Source organism: Streptomyces sp. NBC_00289, from assembly GCF_041435115.1.
Lineage (GTDB): Bacteria > Actinomycetota > Actinomycetes > Streptomycetales > Streptomycetaceae > Streptomyces.
This window is the reverse complement of the sequence record NZ_CP108046.1, coordinates 8,179,936-8,195,748: the sequence shown is the minus strand read 5'-3', so window position 1 is coordinate 8,195,748 and position 15,813 is coordinate 8,179,936. Positions and strand designations below refer to the sequence as shown.

At 70.8% G+C, this 15,813-nt stretch carries 16 protein-coding genes; 1 reads left to right on the top strand and 15 read right to left on the bottom strand.

Features of this window, described 5'->3' with window-relative positions; all coding sequences use genetic code 11:
* Window position 1: 1 nt before the first annotated feature.
* Entirely contained in the window at window positions 2-997 is a 996-nt protein-coding gene (locus tag OG985_RS37120) for an aspartate carbamoyltransferase catalytic subunit (RefSeq protein ID WP_371672753.1), read from the bottom strand.
* Between the two features lie 108 nt (window positions 998-1,105).
* The gene (gene pyrR / locus OG985_RS37115; protein WP_371672752.1) at window positions 1,106-1,705 is read right to left on the bottom strand and encodes a bifunctional pyr operon transcriptional regulator/uracil phosphoribosyltransferase PyrR; all 600 of its coding nucleotides are present in this window, start codon (window positions 1,703-1,705) and stop codon (window positions 1,106-1,108) included.
* Between the two features lie 242 nt (window positions 1,706-1,947).
* On the opposite strand from pyrR, the gene bldD reads away from it, so the two are divergent.
* Entirely contained in the window at window positions 1,948-2,448 is a 501-nt protein-coding gene (gene bldD / locus OG985_RS37110; protein WP_030607052.1) for a transcriptional regulator BldD, read from the top strand.
* 175 nt (window positions 2,449-2,623) lie between these two features.
* On the opposite strand, the gene nusB is transcribed toward bldD, so the two are convergent.
* The 13 genes from nusB to OG985_RS37045 form a co-directional block, all read right to left on the bottom strand.
* Window positions 2,624-3,058 (bottom strand): transcription antitermination factor NusB, encoded by a 435-nt coding sequence (gene nusB / locus OG985_RS37105; protein WP_371672751.1) that lies wholly within the window; start codon window positions 3,056-3,058, stop codon window positions 2,624-2,626.
* Window positions 3,059-3,060: 2 nt separating this feature from the next.
* Window positions 3,061-3,627: an elongation factor P gene (efp, locus tag OG985_RS37100; RefSeq protein WP_371672750.1), complete on the bottom strand. Its 567-nt coding sequence runs from the start codon at window positions 3,625-3,627 to the stop codon at window positions 3,061-3,063.
* 61 nt (window positions 3,628-3,688) lie between these two features.
* Window positions 3,689-4,795, bottom strand: coding sequence for an aminopeptidase P family protein (locus OG985_RS37095; protein ID WP_371672749.1), 1,107 nt, complete (start codon window positions 4,793-4,795; stop codon window positions 3,689-3,691).
* Window positions 4,796-4,938: 143 nt separating this feature from the next.
* Complete coding sequence (locus OG985_RS37090) at window positions 4,939-5,832, bottom strand: Pro-rich N-terminal domain-containing protein (RefSeq protein WP_371672748.1); 894 nt, start codon at window positions 5,830-5,832, stop codon at window positions 4,939-4,941.
* A gap of 288 nt (window positions 5,833-6,120) precedes the next feature.
* Window positions 6,121-7,212: a 3-dehydroquinate synthase gene (gene aroB, locus OG985_RS37085; RefSeq protein WP_371672747.1), complete on the bottom strand. Its 1,092-nt coding sequence runs from the start codon at window positions 7,210-7,212 to the stop codon at window positions 6,121-6,123.
* Entirely contained in the window at window positions 7,209-7,691 is a 483-nt protein-coding gene (locus tag OG985_RS37080; protein ID WP_371674601.1) for a shikimate kinase, read from the bottom strand. Before OG985_RS37080 ends, aroB begins: the two co-directional genes overlap by 4 nt.
* Window positions 7,692-7,723: 32 nt before the next feature.
* The gene (aroC, locus tag OG985_RS37075; protein ID WP_371672746.1) at window positions 7,724-8,908 is read right to left on the bottom strand and encodes a chorismate synthase; all 1,185 of its coding nucleotides are present in this window, start codon (window positions 8,906-8,908) and stop codon (window positions 7,724-7,726) included.
* Between the two features lie 218 nt (window positions 8,909-9,126).
* A complete protein-coding gene (locus tag OG985_RS37070) occupies window positions 9,127-9,954 on the bottom strand; it encodes a shikimate dehydrogenase (RefSeq protein ID WP_371672745.1) in 828 nt (275 codons plus the stop codon).
* 5 nt (window positions 9,955-9,959) lie between these two features.
* Window positions 9,960-11,660, bottom strand: coding sequence for an endolytic transglycosylase MltG (gene mltG, locus OG985_RS37065; protein WP_371672744.1), 1,701 nt, complete (start codon window positions 11,658-11,660; stop codon window positions 9,960-9,962).
* 120 nt (window positions 11,661-11,780) lie between these two features.
* Window positions 11,781-12,245: a Holliday junction resolvase RuvX gene (ruvX, locus tag OG985_RS37060; RefSeq protein ID WP_371672743.1), complete on the bottom strand. Its 465-nt coding sequence runs from the start codon at window positions 12,243-12,245 to the stop codon at window positions 11,781-11,783.
* A 17-nt stretch (window positions 12,246-12,262) separates the two neighbouring features.
* The gene (gene alaS / locus OG985_RS37055) at window positions 12,263-14,935 is read right to left on the bottom strand and encodes an alanine--tRNA ligase (RefSeq protein WP_371672742.1); all 2,673 of its coding nucleotides are present in this window, start codon (window positions 14,933-14,935) and stop codon (window positions 12,263-12,265) included.
* Window positions 14,935-15,285, bottom strand: a complete 351-nt coding sequence (locus OG985_RS37050; protein WP_371672741.1) for a hypothetical protein — start codon at window positions 15,283-15,285, stop codon at window positions 14,935-14,937. The genes alaS and OG985_RS37050 overlap by 1 nt, the downstream gene beginning before the upstream one ends.
* Window positions 15,286-15,292: 7 nt before the next feature.
* Window positions 15,293-15,748, bottom strand: a complete 456-nt coding sequence (locus OG985_RS37045; protein WP_371672740.1) for a DUF948 domain-containing protein — start codon at window positions 15,746-15,748, stop codon at window positions 15,293-15,295.
* Window positions 15,749-15,813 lie beyond the last annotated feature (65 nt).

Sequence of the window (15,813 nt, the reverse complement as noted above, 5' to 3'; positions counted from 1 at the left end):
CTTACTTCTCCTCGATACGGGGGTGGCTGTCGGCGGGCACGTTCTTCGAGTCGAAGACGGCGCCACCCAGAAGCAGGTAGAGCACGGCCATACGGATGGACACTCCGTTTGCGACCTGCTCGACGACGGTGCAGCGCTCGGAGTCGGCGACCCCGGCGGTGATCTCCATGCCCCGGACCATCGGGCCGGGGTGCATCACGATGGCGTGCTCGGGCATCCGCGCCATGCGGTCGCCGTCGAGGCCGTAGCGCCGCGAGTACTCGCGCTCGGTGGGGAAGAACGCCGCGTTCATCCGCTCGCGCTGGACCCGCAGCATCATCACCGCGTCGGACTTCGGCAGCGTGCTGTCCAGGTCGTAGGACACCTCGCACGGCCAGGACTCGATGCCGACCGGCACCAGGGTCGGCGGGGCGACGAGTGTCACCTCGGCGCCGAGGGTGTGCAGCAGGTCGACGTTGGAGCGGGCGACCCGGCTGTGCAGGATGTCGCCCACGATCGTGATGCGCTTGCCGGCCAGGTCGTTGCCGAGGCCCGCGTCCCGGCCGACCAGGCGGCGGCGCATGGTGAAGGCGTCGAGCAGGGCCTGCGTGGGGTGCTGGTGGGTGCCGTCACCGGCGTTGATGACGGCGGCGTCGACCCAGCCGGAGGTGGCGAGCCGGTACGGGGCCCCGGAGGCGCCGTGCCGGATCACGACGGCGTCGACGCCCATGGCTTCGAGGGTCTGGGCGGTGTCCTTGAGGGACTCGCCCTTGGAGACGCTCGAGCCCTTGGCGGTGAAGTTGATGACGTCCGCGGACAGGCGCTTCTCGGCGGCCTCGAAGGAGATCCGGGTGCGGGTGGAGTCCTCGAAGAACAGGTTGACGACGGTACGGCCGCGCAGGGTCGGCAGTTTCTTGATCGGCCGGTCGGCGACCCGGGCCATCTCCTCGGCGGTGTCGAGGATCAGGACGGCGTCGTCGCGGGTGAGGTCGGCGGCCGAGATGAGATGACGCTGCATCTGTCAGGCTCCGTAAGGCAGTTCAAGTGGGGACACGGGGGGCCGGGGGCCCCGGAAGGCGCCGCCGGGCGTGCTGGGGCGCACTCAGCGACGGACGGCTGAGCGCTGCTACTGCTCGCGCGTCGGCGCGGTCTGCTTCACACCGAGCAGCACGGTGTCGCGACCGTCCTCCTCGGCGAGCTGGACCTTGACCGTCTCCCGCAACGACGTGGGGAGGTTCTTGCCGACGTAGTCGGCCCGGATGGGCAGTTCGCGGTGCCCGCGGTCCACGAGGACAGCGAGCTGCACCGCGCGCGGGCGCCCGATGTCGCCCAGGGCGTCGAGGGCGGCGCGGATGGTGCGGCCGGAGAAGAGCACGTCGTCGACGAGGACGACCAGCTTGCCGTCGACGCCGTCACCGGGGATCTCGGTGCGAGCGAGCGCACGCGGCGGGTGCATGCGCAGGTCGTCGCGGTACATGGTGATGTCGAGGGAGCCGACCGGGATCTTGCGGTCGGTGATCTGCTCGAGCTTGGCGGCGAGCCGCTGGGCGAGGAAGACGCCCCGGGTCGGAATGCCGAGGAGCACCACGTCGTCGGCGCCCTTGGCGCGCTCTACGATCTCGTGGGCGATGCGGGTCAGGACCCGCGCGATGTCCGGAGCCTCGAGGACGGGCCTCGCGTCGGACGCCTGCGTGTCGGGTGTTCCCTGCGTGTCGTGCGTGTCCATAAGAAACGGACCTCCTTCTCCGCCTCACGGGACGGACCTTAAAGGACGTCGGATTTGCGCCACCCACGTTAGCAGCCCGCGACGACGCCCCTGATCACCCCTATGGAGTAATCGGCCACCGCTGCCACGGGACAGCCGGTGCGGCCCATTCGGCTTGACGCAGCAGAGTAACGCTGCGTAACCTCACAGTGAGTTACCAGCCGCGCGGCCTGGCCGCGTAGTCACAGTGTCCGGGGAGCTATATGTCCAGCGAATACGCCAAGCAGCTCGGGGCCAAGCTCCGGGCCATCCGCACCCAGCAGGGCCTTTCCCTCCACGGTGTCGAGGAGAAGTCCCAGGGACGCTGGAAGGCGGTCGTGGTCGGGTCCTACGAGCGCGGTGACCGCGCCGTGACCGTGCAGCGGCTCGCCGAACTGGCGGATTTCTATGGGGTTCCCGTGCAGGAGCTGCTGCCCGGCACCACTCCGGGCGGAGCCGCCGAGCCGCCGCCGAAGCTGGTTCTGGACCTGGAGCGGCTGGCTCACGTGCCGGCCGAGAAGGCGGGTCCCCTGCAGCGTTACGCGGCGACGATCCAGTCCCAGCGCGGCGACTACAACGGCAAGGTGCTCTCGATCCGCCAGGACGACCTGCGCACACTCGCCGTCATCTACGACCAGTCCCCCTCGGTCCTGACCGAGCAGCTGATCAGCTGGGGCGTCCTCGACGCAGACGCGCGCCGCGCGGTCGCCCACGAGGAGAGCTGAGCCCCCACCGGCTTCAGCAGAAACGTGCCGCCGGGGGTGGCCGGAACCTCACACTTCCGGTCACGCCCGGCGGCTCAGCAGCTCCCCGGGGTGCCAGGAGGCACGACGGACGCCAGAGGGCCCGCAGCTGTCACGCTGCGGGCCCTCTGGCGTTGTCGTGTCCCTCGGGGCCCCGTCAGGCCTCGTCGCGGCGCAGCGAGGGCTTCAGGTCCTTGAGACGGCCGAGCAGGCCGTTGACGAACGACGGCGAGTCGTCCGTGGAGAACTCCTTCGCCAGCTGCACCATCTCGTCGAGCACGACGGCGTCCGGCGTCTCGTCGGCCCAGATCAGCTCGTAGGCGCCGAGGCGCAGGATGTTGCGGTCGACGACCGGCATCCGGTCCAGCGTCCAGCCGACCGAGTACTGGGAGATCAGCTCGTCGATACGCGTCGCGTGCAGCGCGTAGCCCTCGACCAGCTGCATCGTGAACTCGCTGACCGGCGGCTGCCGGGTGTCGGCCCGGGAGAGCCGGATCCAGTCCGCGAGGACCGTCAGGACGTCCGCGTCGCGCTGGTCACCCTCGAAGAGGATCTGGAAGGCGCGCTTGCGGGCCGTGTTGCGGGCAGCCACGGTTAGCTGTTCACCCGGCCGAGGTAGTCGCTGGTGCGGGTGTCGACCTTGATCTTCTCACCGGTGGTGATGAAGAGCGGCACGTTGATCTGGTGACCGGTCTCCAGGATGGCGGGCTTGGTGCCACCGGTGGAGCGGTCGCCCTGGACGCCCGGCTCCGTCTCCTGGATGACGAGCTCGACGGCGGCGGGCAGCTCGACGAAGAGCACCTCGCCCTCGTGCTGCGCGACGGTGGCGGTGAAGCCCTCGATCAGGAAGTTGGCGGCGTCGCCGACGGCCTTCCGGTCGACCATCAGCTGGTCGTAGGTGTCCATGTCCATGAAGACGAAGTACTCGCCGTCCATGTACGAGAACTGCATGTCGCGCTTGTCGATCGTGGCCGTCTCGACCTTGACGCCGGCGTTGAACGTCTTGTCGACGACCTTGCCGGAGAGCACGTTCTTCAGCTTGGTGCGCACGAAGGCCGGGCCCTTGCCGGGCTTGACGTGCTGGAACTCGACGACGGACCAGAGCTGGCCGCCTTCGAGCTTGAGCACCAGGCCGTTCTTGAGGTCGTTCGTGGAAGCCACGGTTGCGGAATCTCCTGGACTGACGTGGACGACCCCGGCGCACGCGCACAGCTCGGAAAAGCTACAGCGCGAGCAGCTCCTTGGTCGTGATGGTGAGTAGCTCGGGTCCGCCGTCCGCCTCGGGGCGTACGACGAGCGTGTCATCGATCCTGACACCGCCCCGGCCCGGGAGGTGGACCCCCGGTTCGACGGTGACCGGCACGCAAGCGTCCAGTTTACCCATGGCCGCGGGGGCCAGCTGCGGGTCCTCGTCGATTTCGAGTCCGACACCGTGCCCGGTGAGCTCCGGGAAGCCCTCCGTGTACCCCGCCGAGCCCAGTACCTGACGGGCGGCGCGGTCCACGTCACGGTAGGCGGCGCCGGGTGCCAGCATCTCCCTTCCGGCGCGCTGGGCAGCGAAGACGAGGTCGTACATCTCGATCTGCCAGTCCGCGGGAGACGTTCCGATGACGAACGTACGGCCGATCTCGCAGCGGTAGCCGCGGTACCTGGCGCCGAGACAGACGGAGAGGAAATCGCCTTCCTCGACCCGTCGGTCGGTGGGCCGGTGGCCGCGTCTGCCGGAGTTCGGGCCGGTGGCGACGGAGGTCGCGAAGGCGGGGCCGTCGGCGCCGTGGTCGACCAGCCGCCGCTCCAGCTCCAGGGCGAGATGCCGCTCGGTACGGCCCACGAGGATGGACTCCAGCAGCTCCCCCAGCGCCTGATCGGCGATCTCCGCGCCGATGCGCAGGCAGGAGATCTCCTCCTCGTCCTTGACGATGCGGAGCTGCTCGACCGCGCCGCCCAGGTCGGCCAGGCGCAGCCGCGGCACCACCGAGCGGATCGCCCGGTGCCGGGCCACGGTGAGGTCGTGCTCCTCGACGGCGAGGGAGTCGGCGCCCTGGGCGAGGGCGAGATCCGCGGCGGCCACGGCAGCGTCTCCGTCCCTGCCGGGCAGCGGCTGCACACGCACCGCCTCGTCCGGCCGCCCCTCCGCGGGACGGTCGTCCGGCGGGCCGGTGCACAGCAGCAGGTCCTCGGTCCTTCCCAGCAGCAGCACGGCGCCCCTCGGGGCCGCGCCCGTGAGATAGCGGACATTGGCGGGACGGGAGACAAGCGCCGCCGCGCTGCCGCCCGCGTGACAGCGTTCCTTCAGCCGGGTCCGGCGAGCCGCGTACACCTCTGACATGAATCGAGCGTATGAGCTGCGCGGGGATGGCGCCGGTTGAGCGAGGCCGAGTGGGGGGTGCCGGTGGCTGTGCTGTGCCGACCGCGTGCCGCGCGGGCGGGGGCCGACCGCGGATTTCCCGCCAAGACGCCCGCTTCCCGGGGCTACCAGGCCGGCGGGCTGGCGATCGACCGGGCCAGCACGTCGTCCAGGACGCGGGCCGTCTGCGGTACGTCGAGCTGTGAGTTGTCGATGATCGGGAGGCCGGAGCCGTACCAGCCGGCCATCCGGCCGTGGATCTGGGCGACCTCCTCGTCGGCGAGGCGCCGGTTCCCGGAGCGCTCGGCGTTGCGCTCCAGCACGATCTCCAGGCCGGGCAGCAGGACGACCGGCAGCAGGCCGGGGCCCACATGCCGTTTCCAGCCCCCCAGGCCGACCACCGGGCGGTCGGGGAAGACGGCGTCGTCGAGGATGCACGAGATGCCGTTGGCGAGGAAGTTGCGCGCGGCGAAGCCGCAGGTGCGGCGGGCGAGGCGGTACTGGGCCTCGGAGTGGTCGTTCCACCCCGCCTGGGGGTCGGCGAAGCCCGAGCGAACCCACTCGCGGACGTCGTCGAGGCTGATGTGCGCGGTGGGAACCCGCCGGTGGTCCGCCCAGTACTTGGCCACGCTCGTCTTCCCGGCGCCCGCGGGACCGATGAGCAGCACCGCGAGGGTCGTGCCGGTCGGGTCGGGCGCGGCAGCCGTGGCGGGCGGCACGCTGGGCATGGCGACGGGTCCGCCGGGGGGCAGCGGCACATGGCCGGTGGTGTCCGGAGCGGGGGGGACCTGACCGCGCGGGGGGCCGGGCGGGGCGGGAGCGTGGTGCGGGGCGGGCGGCATCGGGCCCGCGGGGGCCGGCGTGTAGCCCGGGGCCGGCGGCGCCGCGGGTACGGGGGCGGAGCCCTGGTGCGTCCCGGGGTGGGGCGGGCCCGGGTGGTGTGCGGCCTGCGACCAGCCGACGGCCGCTCCGTGCCCCGGTTCATGGGGCGGCGGCAGCGGAGAACCCACGTGCTGCATCCGGTGCCACTCCGTCTCGTGTCGTCTGGCGCATGCGCCACCGGGTCTCCTCAGCCGGAGGCGAGAGCCCGACCGCGCTCGGCCCTTCGGGCCTCCGCGCGCTCACCCTCTCGACACCGACACGCCCCTTCAGCTCACTCGCGGCAGGCGATGGGCGCCGGCAGCGGGGTGCGAACCCCGATCCCTACCGAACGGTACCGTCCCCGGCCGTCATTTGGTGAACGGCCGGGGACGCCCCGAAGTGCCCGTGCCGGTACGGCACATCGGACGGAAGGTACGCGGGTGTCCTTACTCGCCCACTTCGCCGTACGCGGCGAGCAGCACGGCCGGATCCGGGCCTTCCAGGACGGTGGGCTTGGCCAGGCCGTCGAGGACGATGAAGCGCAGCAGGTCGCCGCGGGACTTCTTGTCGACCTTCATGGTCTCCAGCAGCTTGGGCCACTGGTCGTGGCGGTAGTGCAGCGGCAGCCCCACCGATTCCAGGATCGTGCGGTGGCGGTCGGCCGTGGCGTCGTCCAACCGGCCCGCGAGACGGCCCAGTTCGGCGGCGAAGTGCATGCCCACCGAGACCGCGGCACCATGGCGCCACTGGTAGCGCTCGTTCTTCTCGATGGCGTGGGCGAGCGTGTGCCCGTAGTTCAGGATCTCCCTCAGGCCCGCCTCCTTGAGGTCCGAGGAGACGACCTCGGCCTTGACCCTGATGGACCGCTCGACGAGTTCGGCGGTGTGCGGGCCCGCGGGCGTGCGGGCGGCCTCCGGGTCGGCCTCGATGAGCTCCAGGATCGCCGGGTCGGCGATGAAGCCGGCCTTGATGATCTCGGCGAGCCCCGAGACGTAGTCGTTGACCGGGAGCGAGTCCAGCGCGGCCAGGTCGCACAGCACGCCGGCCGGCGGGTGGAAGGCACCCACGAGGTTCTTGCCCTCGGCCGTGTTGATGCCGGTCTTGCCGCCGACGGCCGCGTCCACCATGGCCAGCACGGTGGTCGGGACGGCGATCCAGCGCACCCCGCGCAGCCAGGTCGCGGCCACGAAACCGGCGAGGTCGGTGGTGGAGCCGCCGCCGACCCCCACGATGACGTCGCTGCGGGTGAACCCGGACTGGCCGAGCGCCTTCCAGCAGTAGGCGGCGACCTCGGTGGTCTTGGCCTCCTCCGCGTTGGGCACCTGGATGGCGACGGCCTCGTAGCCCTGCCCGGCCAGGTCGGCGCGCAGCGCCTCACCAGTCTCGGCGAGTGCCTCGGGGTGGACGACGGCGACCCGCTTGACCCGGTCGCCGATCAAGCCGGCCAGCTCGCCCAGGAGTTGCCGGCCCACCAGCACCTCGTAGGGCTCGCTGCCGGCCGTGCCGCCGACCTGGATCCGCGTCACTGCCTCGCTCATGCTTCCTTCAACTCCAGTGCGTCCAGGGCTGCTTGGGTGACCTCTTCGGGCGTACGGTCATCGGTGGGTACGACGGCCGTGGCGATCCCCTCGTACAGGTGCCGCCGCGCCTCCATCAGCTCCCGCCACTGCTTGCGCGGGTTGACGGCGAGCAGCGGGCGCGCGGCGTTCAGGCCGGTGCGCTTGACGGCCTCCTCGACGTCCATCGAGAGGTAGACGACGCGCTGTCCGGCGAGCAGTGCGCGGGTGTCCTCGTCGAGGATCGCGCCACCGCCCAGCGCGAGGACGCCGTCGTGCTCGGCCAGTGCCCGGTGCACCGCCCGCTTCTCGATCGCGCGGAAGGCGGCCTCGCCCTCGTCGACGAAGATCTCGGCGATGGACCGGGCCTGCTCGGCCACGATGTCGTCGTCCGTGTCCCGGTAGGCGACGCCGAGCCGCTCGCCGAGCAGCTGCCCGACCGTCGACTTGCCGACTCCCATCGGGCCCACCAGGACGACCACGGGCGTCGCGCTCACCGGATGGCCAGGTGGTCGAGGTAGGACCGCACGTTGCGGCGGGTCTCGGTCACGCTGTCGCCGCCGAACTTCTCCGCGACCGCGTCGGCGAGCACGAGGGCGACCATCGCCTCCGCGACGATGCCGGCCGCCGGAACGGCCGACACGTCGGAGCGCTGGTGGTGGGCGGCGGTCGCCTCACCGGTGGTCACGTCCACGGTCCGCAGGGCCCGCGGCACGGTCGCGATCGGCTTCATCGCGGCCCGCACCCGCAGCAGCTCTCCGGTGCTCAGGCCACCCTCGGTGCCACCGGAGCGGCCGGAGGTCCGGCGGATGCCCTCGTCGGTCTTCACGATCTCGTCGTGCGCCTTGGAGCCGGGCACCCGCGCCAGGTCGAAGCCGTCGCCGACCTCGACGCCCTTGATGGCCTGGATGCCCATGAGGGCGCCGGCCAGCCGGGCGTCCAGCTTGCGGTCCCAGTGCACGTGCGAGCCCAGGCCCACCGGCACGCCGTACGCCAGGATCTCGACCACGCCGCCGAGGGTGTCGCCGTCCTTGTGTGCCTGGTCGATCTCCGCGACCATCGCCTTCGACGCGTCCGCGTCCAGGCAGCGCACCGGGTCCGCGTCCAGCTTGTCGACGTCGCCCGGCTTCGGGTACACGCCGTGCGGGGCCTTCGCGGAGGCCAGCTCGACGACGTGCGAGACGATCTCGATGCCGGCCGTCTCCTTCACGTACGACCGGGCCACCGCGCCCAGCGCCACGCGCGCGGCCGTCTCACGGGCGGAGGCGCGCTCCAGGATCGGCCGGGCCTCGTCGAAGCCGTACTTCTGCATGCCCGCCAGGTCGGCGTGGCCGGGGCGCGGGCGGGTCAGCGGGGCGTTGCGGGCCAGACCGGCGAGGATCTCCGGGTCGACCGGGTCGGCCGCCATGACCTGGTCCCACTTGGGCCACTCGGTGTTGCCCACCATGATCGCGACCGGGGAGCCGAGGGTGAGGCCGTGCCGGACGCCGCCGAGGAAGGTCACCTCGTCGCGCTCGAACTTCATCCGGGCACCGCGCCCGTAGCCGAGCCGCCGCCTCGCCAGGTGGTCCGCCACCATCTCCGTGGTGATCGGCACGCCGGCGGGAAGTCCCTCCAGCGTCGCGACGAGTGCGGGGCCGTGGGACTCCCCCGCGGTCAGCCAGCGCAACCTGCTCAACGGTGCTCCTCAGTACTCGCGCCCTGGTCCTGCCCCGCGTACGCGCGTCCTCGCGTACGGCAACGGCGGCCGGGTGCGCGGCCCCGGCCCGCCACTCCCGATCCTCCCACGTCCGGACCCCGACCCCGCCGCCGGTCCACCACCCGGACGGGACGCGAGACAACGAAGTGACACAAAAGGCCGCGCCCACAGCGGGCCCCGGACTTCCGGCGAAGCGCTCAGCGGGCAGCTAGCGCGCGCTCGCCGGCCTTGCGCATCGCGTCCAGCGGCGCCGGGGTACGCCCCGTCATCTGCTCCACCTGCAGGACCGCCTGGTGCACCAGCAGGTCGAGCCCGCTGACGACGGCGCCCCCGTAGGCGGACCAGCGGGCCGCGAGCTCGGTGGGCCACGGGTCATAGAGGACGTCGAAGAGGGTGGCGGGCCGCTCCGGCACCCTGCCGGACAGGGCGTCCGTCGCACCGGCCGGGGTGGTCGCGATCACCAGGGGCCTGTGCAGCGCCTCGGCCGCGTCCGCCCAGTCCTCGGTGCGCACCTCGAGGTCGAGCCGCTCGCCCCACTGCCGCATCTCCGCGGCCCGGGCCTCGCTGCGCACGTACACGACGACCTCGCCGGTGCAGATCCGGGCCAGGGCCGCGAGCGCGGAGGAGGCGGTGGCGCCGGCGCCGAGAATCGCCGCGGAGTCGACCTCCTCGATCCCGCGCTCCCGCAGCGCGGCGACCATGCCGGGGATGTCGGTGTTGTCGCCGGCCCTGCGCCCGTCCTGGGTGAAGACCACGGTGTTGACCGCCTCGACCGAGGCCGCCGTCTCGCTGATCTCGTCGAGCAGGGGGATGACGGCCCGCTTGAGCGGCATGGTCAGTGACAGTCCGGCCCAGTCCGGCCCCAGGTCCGCGAGGAAGCCGGGGAGAGCGGTCTCGTCGACGTCGAAGCGGTCGTAGGACCAGTCGGCCAGCCCCAGCTCCGCGTACGCGGTACGGTGCAGCACCGGGGAGAGGGAGTGGGCGATGGGCGAGCCGAGCACGGCCGCCCTGCGGGGAGCTGTCATCAGTCTCAGTTCCTTGACGCGTTGAACTGCTTGACCAGCTTCTCGTGCTCCGCGAGCGTCTTCGTGAACTTGCTGGTCTTGCCGTCCAACGAGATGAAGTAGTACCAACCGTCGTGCGTCGGCCTGAGGGCGCCCTTCAGCGCCTCTTCACCGGGGTTGTCGATGGGGCCGGGCGTCAGGCCCTTGATGTAGTACGTGTTGTACGGGTTGTTGTACTTCCGCAGCTCGGCGATGCTCAGGTCGATCTTGCTCTGGTTCTTCACGTAGTTGTACGTGGAGTCGAACTCGAGCGAGCCGTAGGTCTCGGGGTTCCCGGACTTGAGGCGGTTGTAGACCACCTCGGCCATCTTGCGGAAGTCGTCGTGGCTCGTGCCCTCGGCCTGCACCAGGCTCGCCACCGTCAGCAGCTGCCACGGGCCCTCCAGCCCGAGGCTCTCCGCCTTCTTCTCGAGACCGAGTTCCTCGTACTTGTCGTTGGCCCGGGAGACCATGTCCTTCAGGACGGCCGCGGGCTTCTGCCCCTTGCTGACCGCGTAGCTGGAGGGGTAGAGGAATCCTTCCAGCGGATCCTTCAGGTTGTCGTGCCCGAGTGCCCAGTCGGGCAGGCCGAGGGTCTTGTACTGCTTCTTCGCCACGCTCGCCGTGGTGCCGTCCGCCACCCCGAGGCGCTTGTCGATCAGCGTGTAGATCGCCATGTTGCGCGAGCCCTCGGCGATGATCAGGTTGCTGCGGCTCTTCGGACTGAGCATCAGTTCGACCGCGCTCGCCGCCGACATCTGCTTCTGCAGCGTGTAGACGCCGTCCTGGATGTACTTGCCGTCGGCGTTCGACTGCTGCGCGGAGACGAACGCGTCGACGCTCTCGACGACGCCCGCCTCCTTCAGCTTCTGCCCGATCACATAGCCGCCCGCGTCCTTGGGAATGACGACGGTGACCTGATCGCCGTTTCCGTCACCCGCGTAGTCCGGCGCCGGACCGAAACGGTCCTGGTAGTAGTCGTAGCCGACATAGCCGAGCCCGCCGACGATGCCCGCGAAGATCACCGTCAGCACCAGGCACGCGCACCCGCTGCGCCGCTTCTTCGGCTTCTTGCCGCCCCGGCCCCTGCGGCCGCCGCGCGGATCGTCCGCGTCGTCGTCGGCCTCGGCATCGGCCTCGTCGTCGTTCCCGCCCGCGAAGAAAGCGTGTTCACCCTCGTCGGGTCCGGGGTCCCAGTCGGTCTTCGGCTCCGGTTCGGCGCGCCTCTTGTTCGGCGGCTCGGGCGGCGGATAGGCGTCGGGGGTGCCGTAGTGGTCGGGTTGCTCCCCGCCGTAGACGGCCGGGTCCTGCTGCCCGTACGGATCCGCCGGACCGGCGTACTGGACGGGCGCCGGAGTGCCCGCGCCCCAGCCGCCGTTGTCGTACGCCTGCTGCTCCTGACCGGCGTAGTACTGCTGGTCGTACTGCTGGCCGTACTGCTGCTGGAACTGCTGGGGATACTGCTGCGCCTGGTCGTAGGGGGTCTGCTGCCCCTCGGCCCACTCGCCGTACTGCGCCTGCTGCGGGTGCTGGGACTGGTGTGGCTGCGCGGGGTAGTGCTGTGGCTGGCCGCCGTAGGGGGACTGCTGACCCGACTGGGCCTGCTGTCCCTCCCATCCGCCGTCCCCGTACAACGGGTCCTCCGGATGCCACGGTTCGGAGCCCTGGCCCCGGCCATACTCAGTCATCGATCCCCTAGAGCCGCGAGGCGGCGGTCGCGCGGCTTCGGGCCCGGCTCCCGTCCCGCCTCTTGTTTGCGGCGACTGTTCGAACACCGCCGCATCGCGCGGAACGTTACCGTATCGCGATCAGATGACCACTTCGACGCCCTCGCCGGGTGCTTTACCTGACACCCGTTCGGATTCCAGTGCCTGCTGCAGGATGATCACAGCGGCTGCCTGGTCGATGACCGACCGGCCCTTCTTCGTCTTCACCCCCGAGGCGCGCAGGCCCTGACTGGCCGTCACCGTGGTCATCCGCTCGTCCACGAGTCGTACCGGGACCGGCGCGATGCCCGTCGCGAGCACCTGGGCGAAGCCCCGAACCTTTACCGCGGCCGGGCCCTCGCCCCCCTTCAGGGAGCGCGGGAGACCGACGACGACCTCGATCGGCTCGTACTCCTCGACCAGTTGCCGCAGCCTGCGGTGCGCGGCCGGGACGTCACGGCCCGGGACCGTCTCCACCGGGGTGGCGAGGATCCCGTCGGGGTCGCACGAGGCGACCCCGATACGGGCGTCCCCGACATCGATCGCGAGCCGCCGGCCGCGGCGCATGACCCGTTCCCCTCCGGTCACTTGGCCGTCTCGGCCACGAGCCGCTCGACCGCGTCCACGGCCTCGCCGACGGCGGCCGGGTTCTGGCCGCCGCCCTGGGCGACGTCCGGCTTGCCGCCGCCACCGCCGCCGAGGGTCTTGGCGGCGGTACGAACCAGGTCACCGGCCTTGAGGCCGCGCTCGCGGGCGGCCTCGTTGGTGGCGATGACCGTCAGCGGCTTGCCGTTGTTGACCGTGAACAGGGCGACCACGGCGGGGCGCCCGCCCTGCACGCGCCCACGCACGTCCAGGACCAGCTTGCGCAGGTCGTCGGGGGTCGTACCGTCCGGGACCCGGCCGGTGACCACGGCGACCCCGTGGACGTCCTTGGCGGACTCGGCGAGCCCGGCGGCGGCCTGCAGGACCTTCTCGGCGCGGAACTTCTCGATCTCCTTCTCGGCGTCCTTCAGCTTGCCGAGCATGGCGGAGACCTTCTCTGGGAGCTCCTCCGGACGGCCCTTGACCAGCTCCTGGAGCTGGGCGACGACCGTGTGCTCACGGGCGAGGAAGTTGTAGGCGTCGACACCGACCAGGGCCTCGATACGGCGTACCCCCGAGCCGATCGACGACTCGCCGAGCAGCTTCACCAGGCCGAGCTGGGAGGTGTTGTGCACATGCGTGCCGCCGCACAGCTCCTTGGAGAAGTCGCCGATGGTCACGACGCGGACGCGCTCGCCGTACTTCTCGCCGAACTCGGCGATGGCGCCCTGCTTCTTGGCCTCGTCGAGGCTCAGCACCTCGGCGTGCACGTCGAGGTCACGGGCGAGCACCTCGTTGATCTTCTGCTCGACGTCGGTCATCACGGCCGTCGGTACGGCGGCCGGGGAACCGAAGTCGAAGCGGAAGCGGCCGGGCTGGTTCTCTGAACCGGCCTGGGCGGCCGTCGGGCCGAGGGCGTCGCGCAGGGCCTGGTGGGTGAGGTGCGTGGCCGAGTGGGCGCGGGCGATGGCCGTACGACGGCGGCCGTCGATCGAGGCCTGGGCCTTGGCCCCGACGGTCACCTCGCCGAACTGGACGACGCCCTTGTGGACGTAGACGCCCGGTACCGGCTTCTGGGTGTCGCGGATCTCGATGACGGCGCCGGAGTCCACTCGGATGCGGCCGGTGTCGCCGATCTGGCCGCCGCCCTCGGCGTAGAACGGGGTGCGGTCCAGGACGATCTCGACCTCGTCGCCCTCGGTGGCGGCCGGAGAGGAGGCCCCGTCGACGAGGATGCCGACGATCGTGGACTCGCTCTCGGTGGCCGTGTAGCCGATGAAGTCGGTGGCGCCGGCCTTGTCGGCGATCTCACGGTAGGCACCGGCACCGGCGTGGCCGGTCTTCTTGGCCTGGGCGTCGGCCTTGGCGCGCTCCCGCTGCTCCTTCATCAGGCGGCGGAAGCCGTCCTCGTCCACGGAGAGGCCCTGTTCGGCGGCCATCTCGAGGGTGAGGTCGATCGGGAAGCCCCAGGTGTCGTGCAGCAGGAAGGCCTTGTCGCCCGGCAGGACCGTGGCGCCGGACGACTTGGTCTCGGACACGGCGGTGTCCAGGACGTTGGTGCCGGCGTTCAGGGTCTTGAGGAAGCGGGCCTCCTCGGCCAGGGCGACGGTCTCGATGCGCTCGCGGTCGGTGACGAGCTCCGGGTACTGCTGGCCCATCATCTCGATCACGACGTCGATCAGGTCCTTGACCACCGGGCCGGTGGCGCCGAGCAGACGCATGTTGCGGATGGCGCGGCGCATGATGCGGCGCAGGACGTAGCCGCGGCCCTCGTTGCCGGGGGTCACGCCGTCGCCGATGAGCATGACGGAGGTCCGCATGTGGTCGGTGACCACGCGCAGGGACACGTCCGAGTCGTGGGCGTCGCCGTAGCCGACGCCGGTCAGCTCGGTGGCCTTCCTGATGACGGCCATGGAGGTGTCGATCTCGTACATGTTCTGCACGCCCTGCAGAATCATGGCGAGCCGCTCCATGCCGAGGCCCGTGTCGATGTTCTTGCTCGGCAGCTCGCCGAGGATCTCGAAGTCCTCCTTGCCCCTGCCCTCGCCACGCTCGTACTGCATGAAGACGAGGTTCCAGATCTCCACGTACCGCTCGTCGTTGACGGCGGGGCCGCCCTCGACGCCGAACTCGGGGCCGCGGTCGTAGTTGATCTCGGAGCAGGGGCCGCAGGGGCCGGGAACGCCCATGGACCAGTAGTTGTCCTTCTTGCCGAGGCGCTGGATGCGCTCGGCCGGGACACCGACGACGTCACGCCAGATGCGCTCGGCCTCGTCGTCCTCCAGGTAGACGGTGATCCAGAGCTTCTCCGGCTCCAGGCCGTAACCACCCTTGTCCTGGGGCGAGGTGAGCAGCTCCCAGGCGTACTTGATGGCGCCTTCCTTGAAGTAGTCGCCGAAGGAGAAGTTGCCGCACATCTGGAAGAAGGTGCCGTGCCGCGTGGTCTTGCCGACCTCTTCGATGTCCGGCGTGCGTACGCACTTCTGCACGCTGGTGGCACGCGAGAAGGGCGGCTTGACCTCGCCCAGGAAGTAGGGCTTGAAGGGCACCATGCCGGCCGGGACGAGGAGCAGAGTCGGGTCGTCCGCGATGAGCGACGCCGAAGGGACGACGGTGTGACCGCGCTCCTCGAAGAAGCTCAACCAGCGGCGACGAATCTCGGCCGACTCCATCAGTGGTCCTCATTCCGGTTGTACGAGTCCGTCGTCCTGTCACCGTCGACGGACCTCGGGTTGCTGCGGTTCTCGATGGCGGCGTACCGCCGGGGGGCGGGGAGCTCGGGGTCCGCGTGGATGCCCAGCGCCTCACCCAGTTCGGCCTCCCGCTGGGCCATGCCCGCGCGGACGTCGAGCGCGAAGCCCACGGCGCTGTCCTTGAGCCGGTGGCCCGCCTCGATCGCCTTGTTCGCGGCCTGCGCGGCGAGGTTCTCGGGGGTCAGCTGCCTGAGCTTACGGTTGACCTTGGTGGTGGCCCAGACACCGGCGGCTACGCCCGTGCCGAACCAGAACGTACGGCGGAACATCGCTCGCTCAGGCCTTCTTTCCCCTGTTGTTCCGCTTCTCCCGCCGCGCGCCCGGGACCGTGCGGCCCACGATCACGGTACGCCGGGGCTCCCTGGTGGGCGCGTCCTCCCGGCGGCCGCCGAGAGCCCGGCGCACGCCGTAGCCGAAGGCCGCGACCTTGACCAGAGGGCCACCGAAGGTGGACGCGACGGTGGTCGAGAGTGCGGAGGCGTTCGAGGTGACTTCCTGGACGTCCGACGCGATGGCGTCGACCCGGTCGATCTGGGTCTGCGCCGAGCGCACCGCCAGGGAGGCGTCCGCCAGCAGCGGGACGGCCTGGTCGGTCACGTCCGCGACGAGCTTGGTGGTCGCCTTCAGCGTCTGGGCCAGCCTCACCAGCGCGACGGCGAGGAAGGAGACCAGGATCGCCCAGAAGACGGCCACCAGGATCCCGGCCACCTCTCCACCGGACACTGTGTGCACCCGCTCCCTGAAACGTGCGGTCAACGTCGAACCTAGAAATCAGTGTCACGAGCCTATCGCGCCGG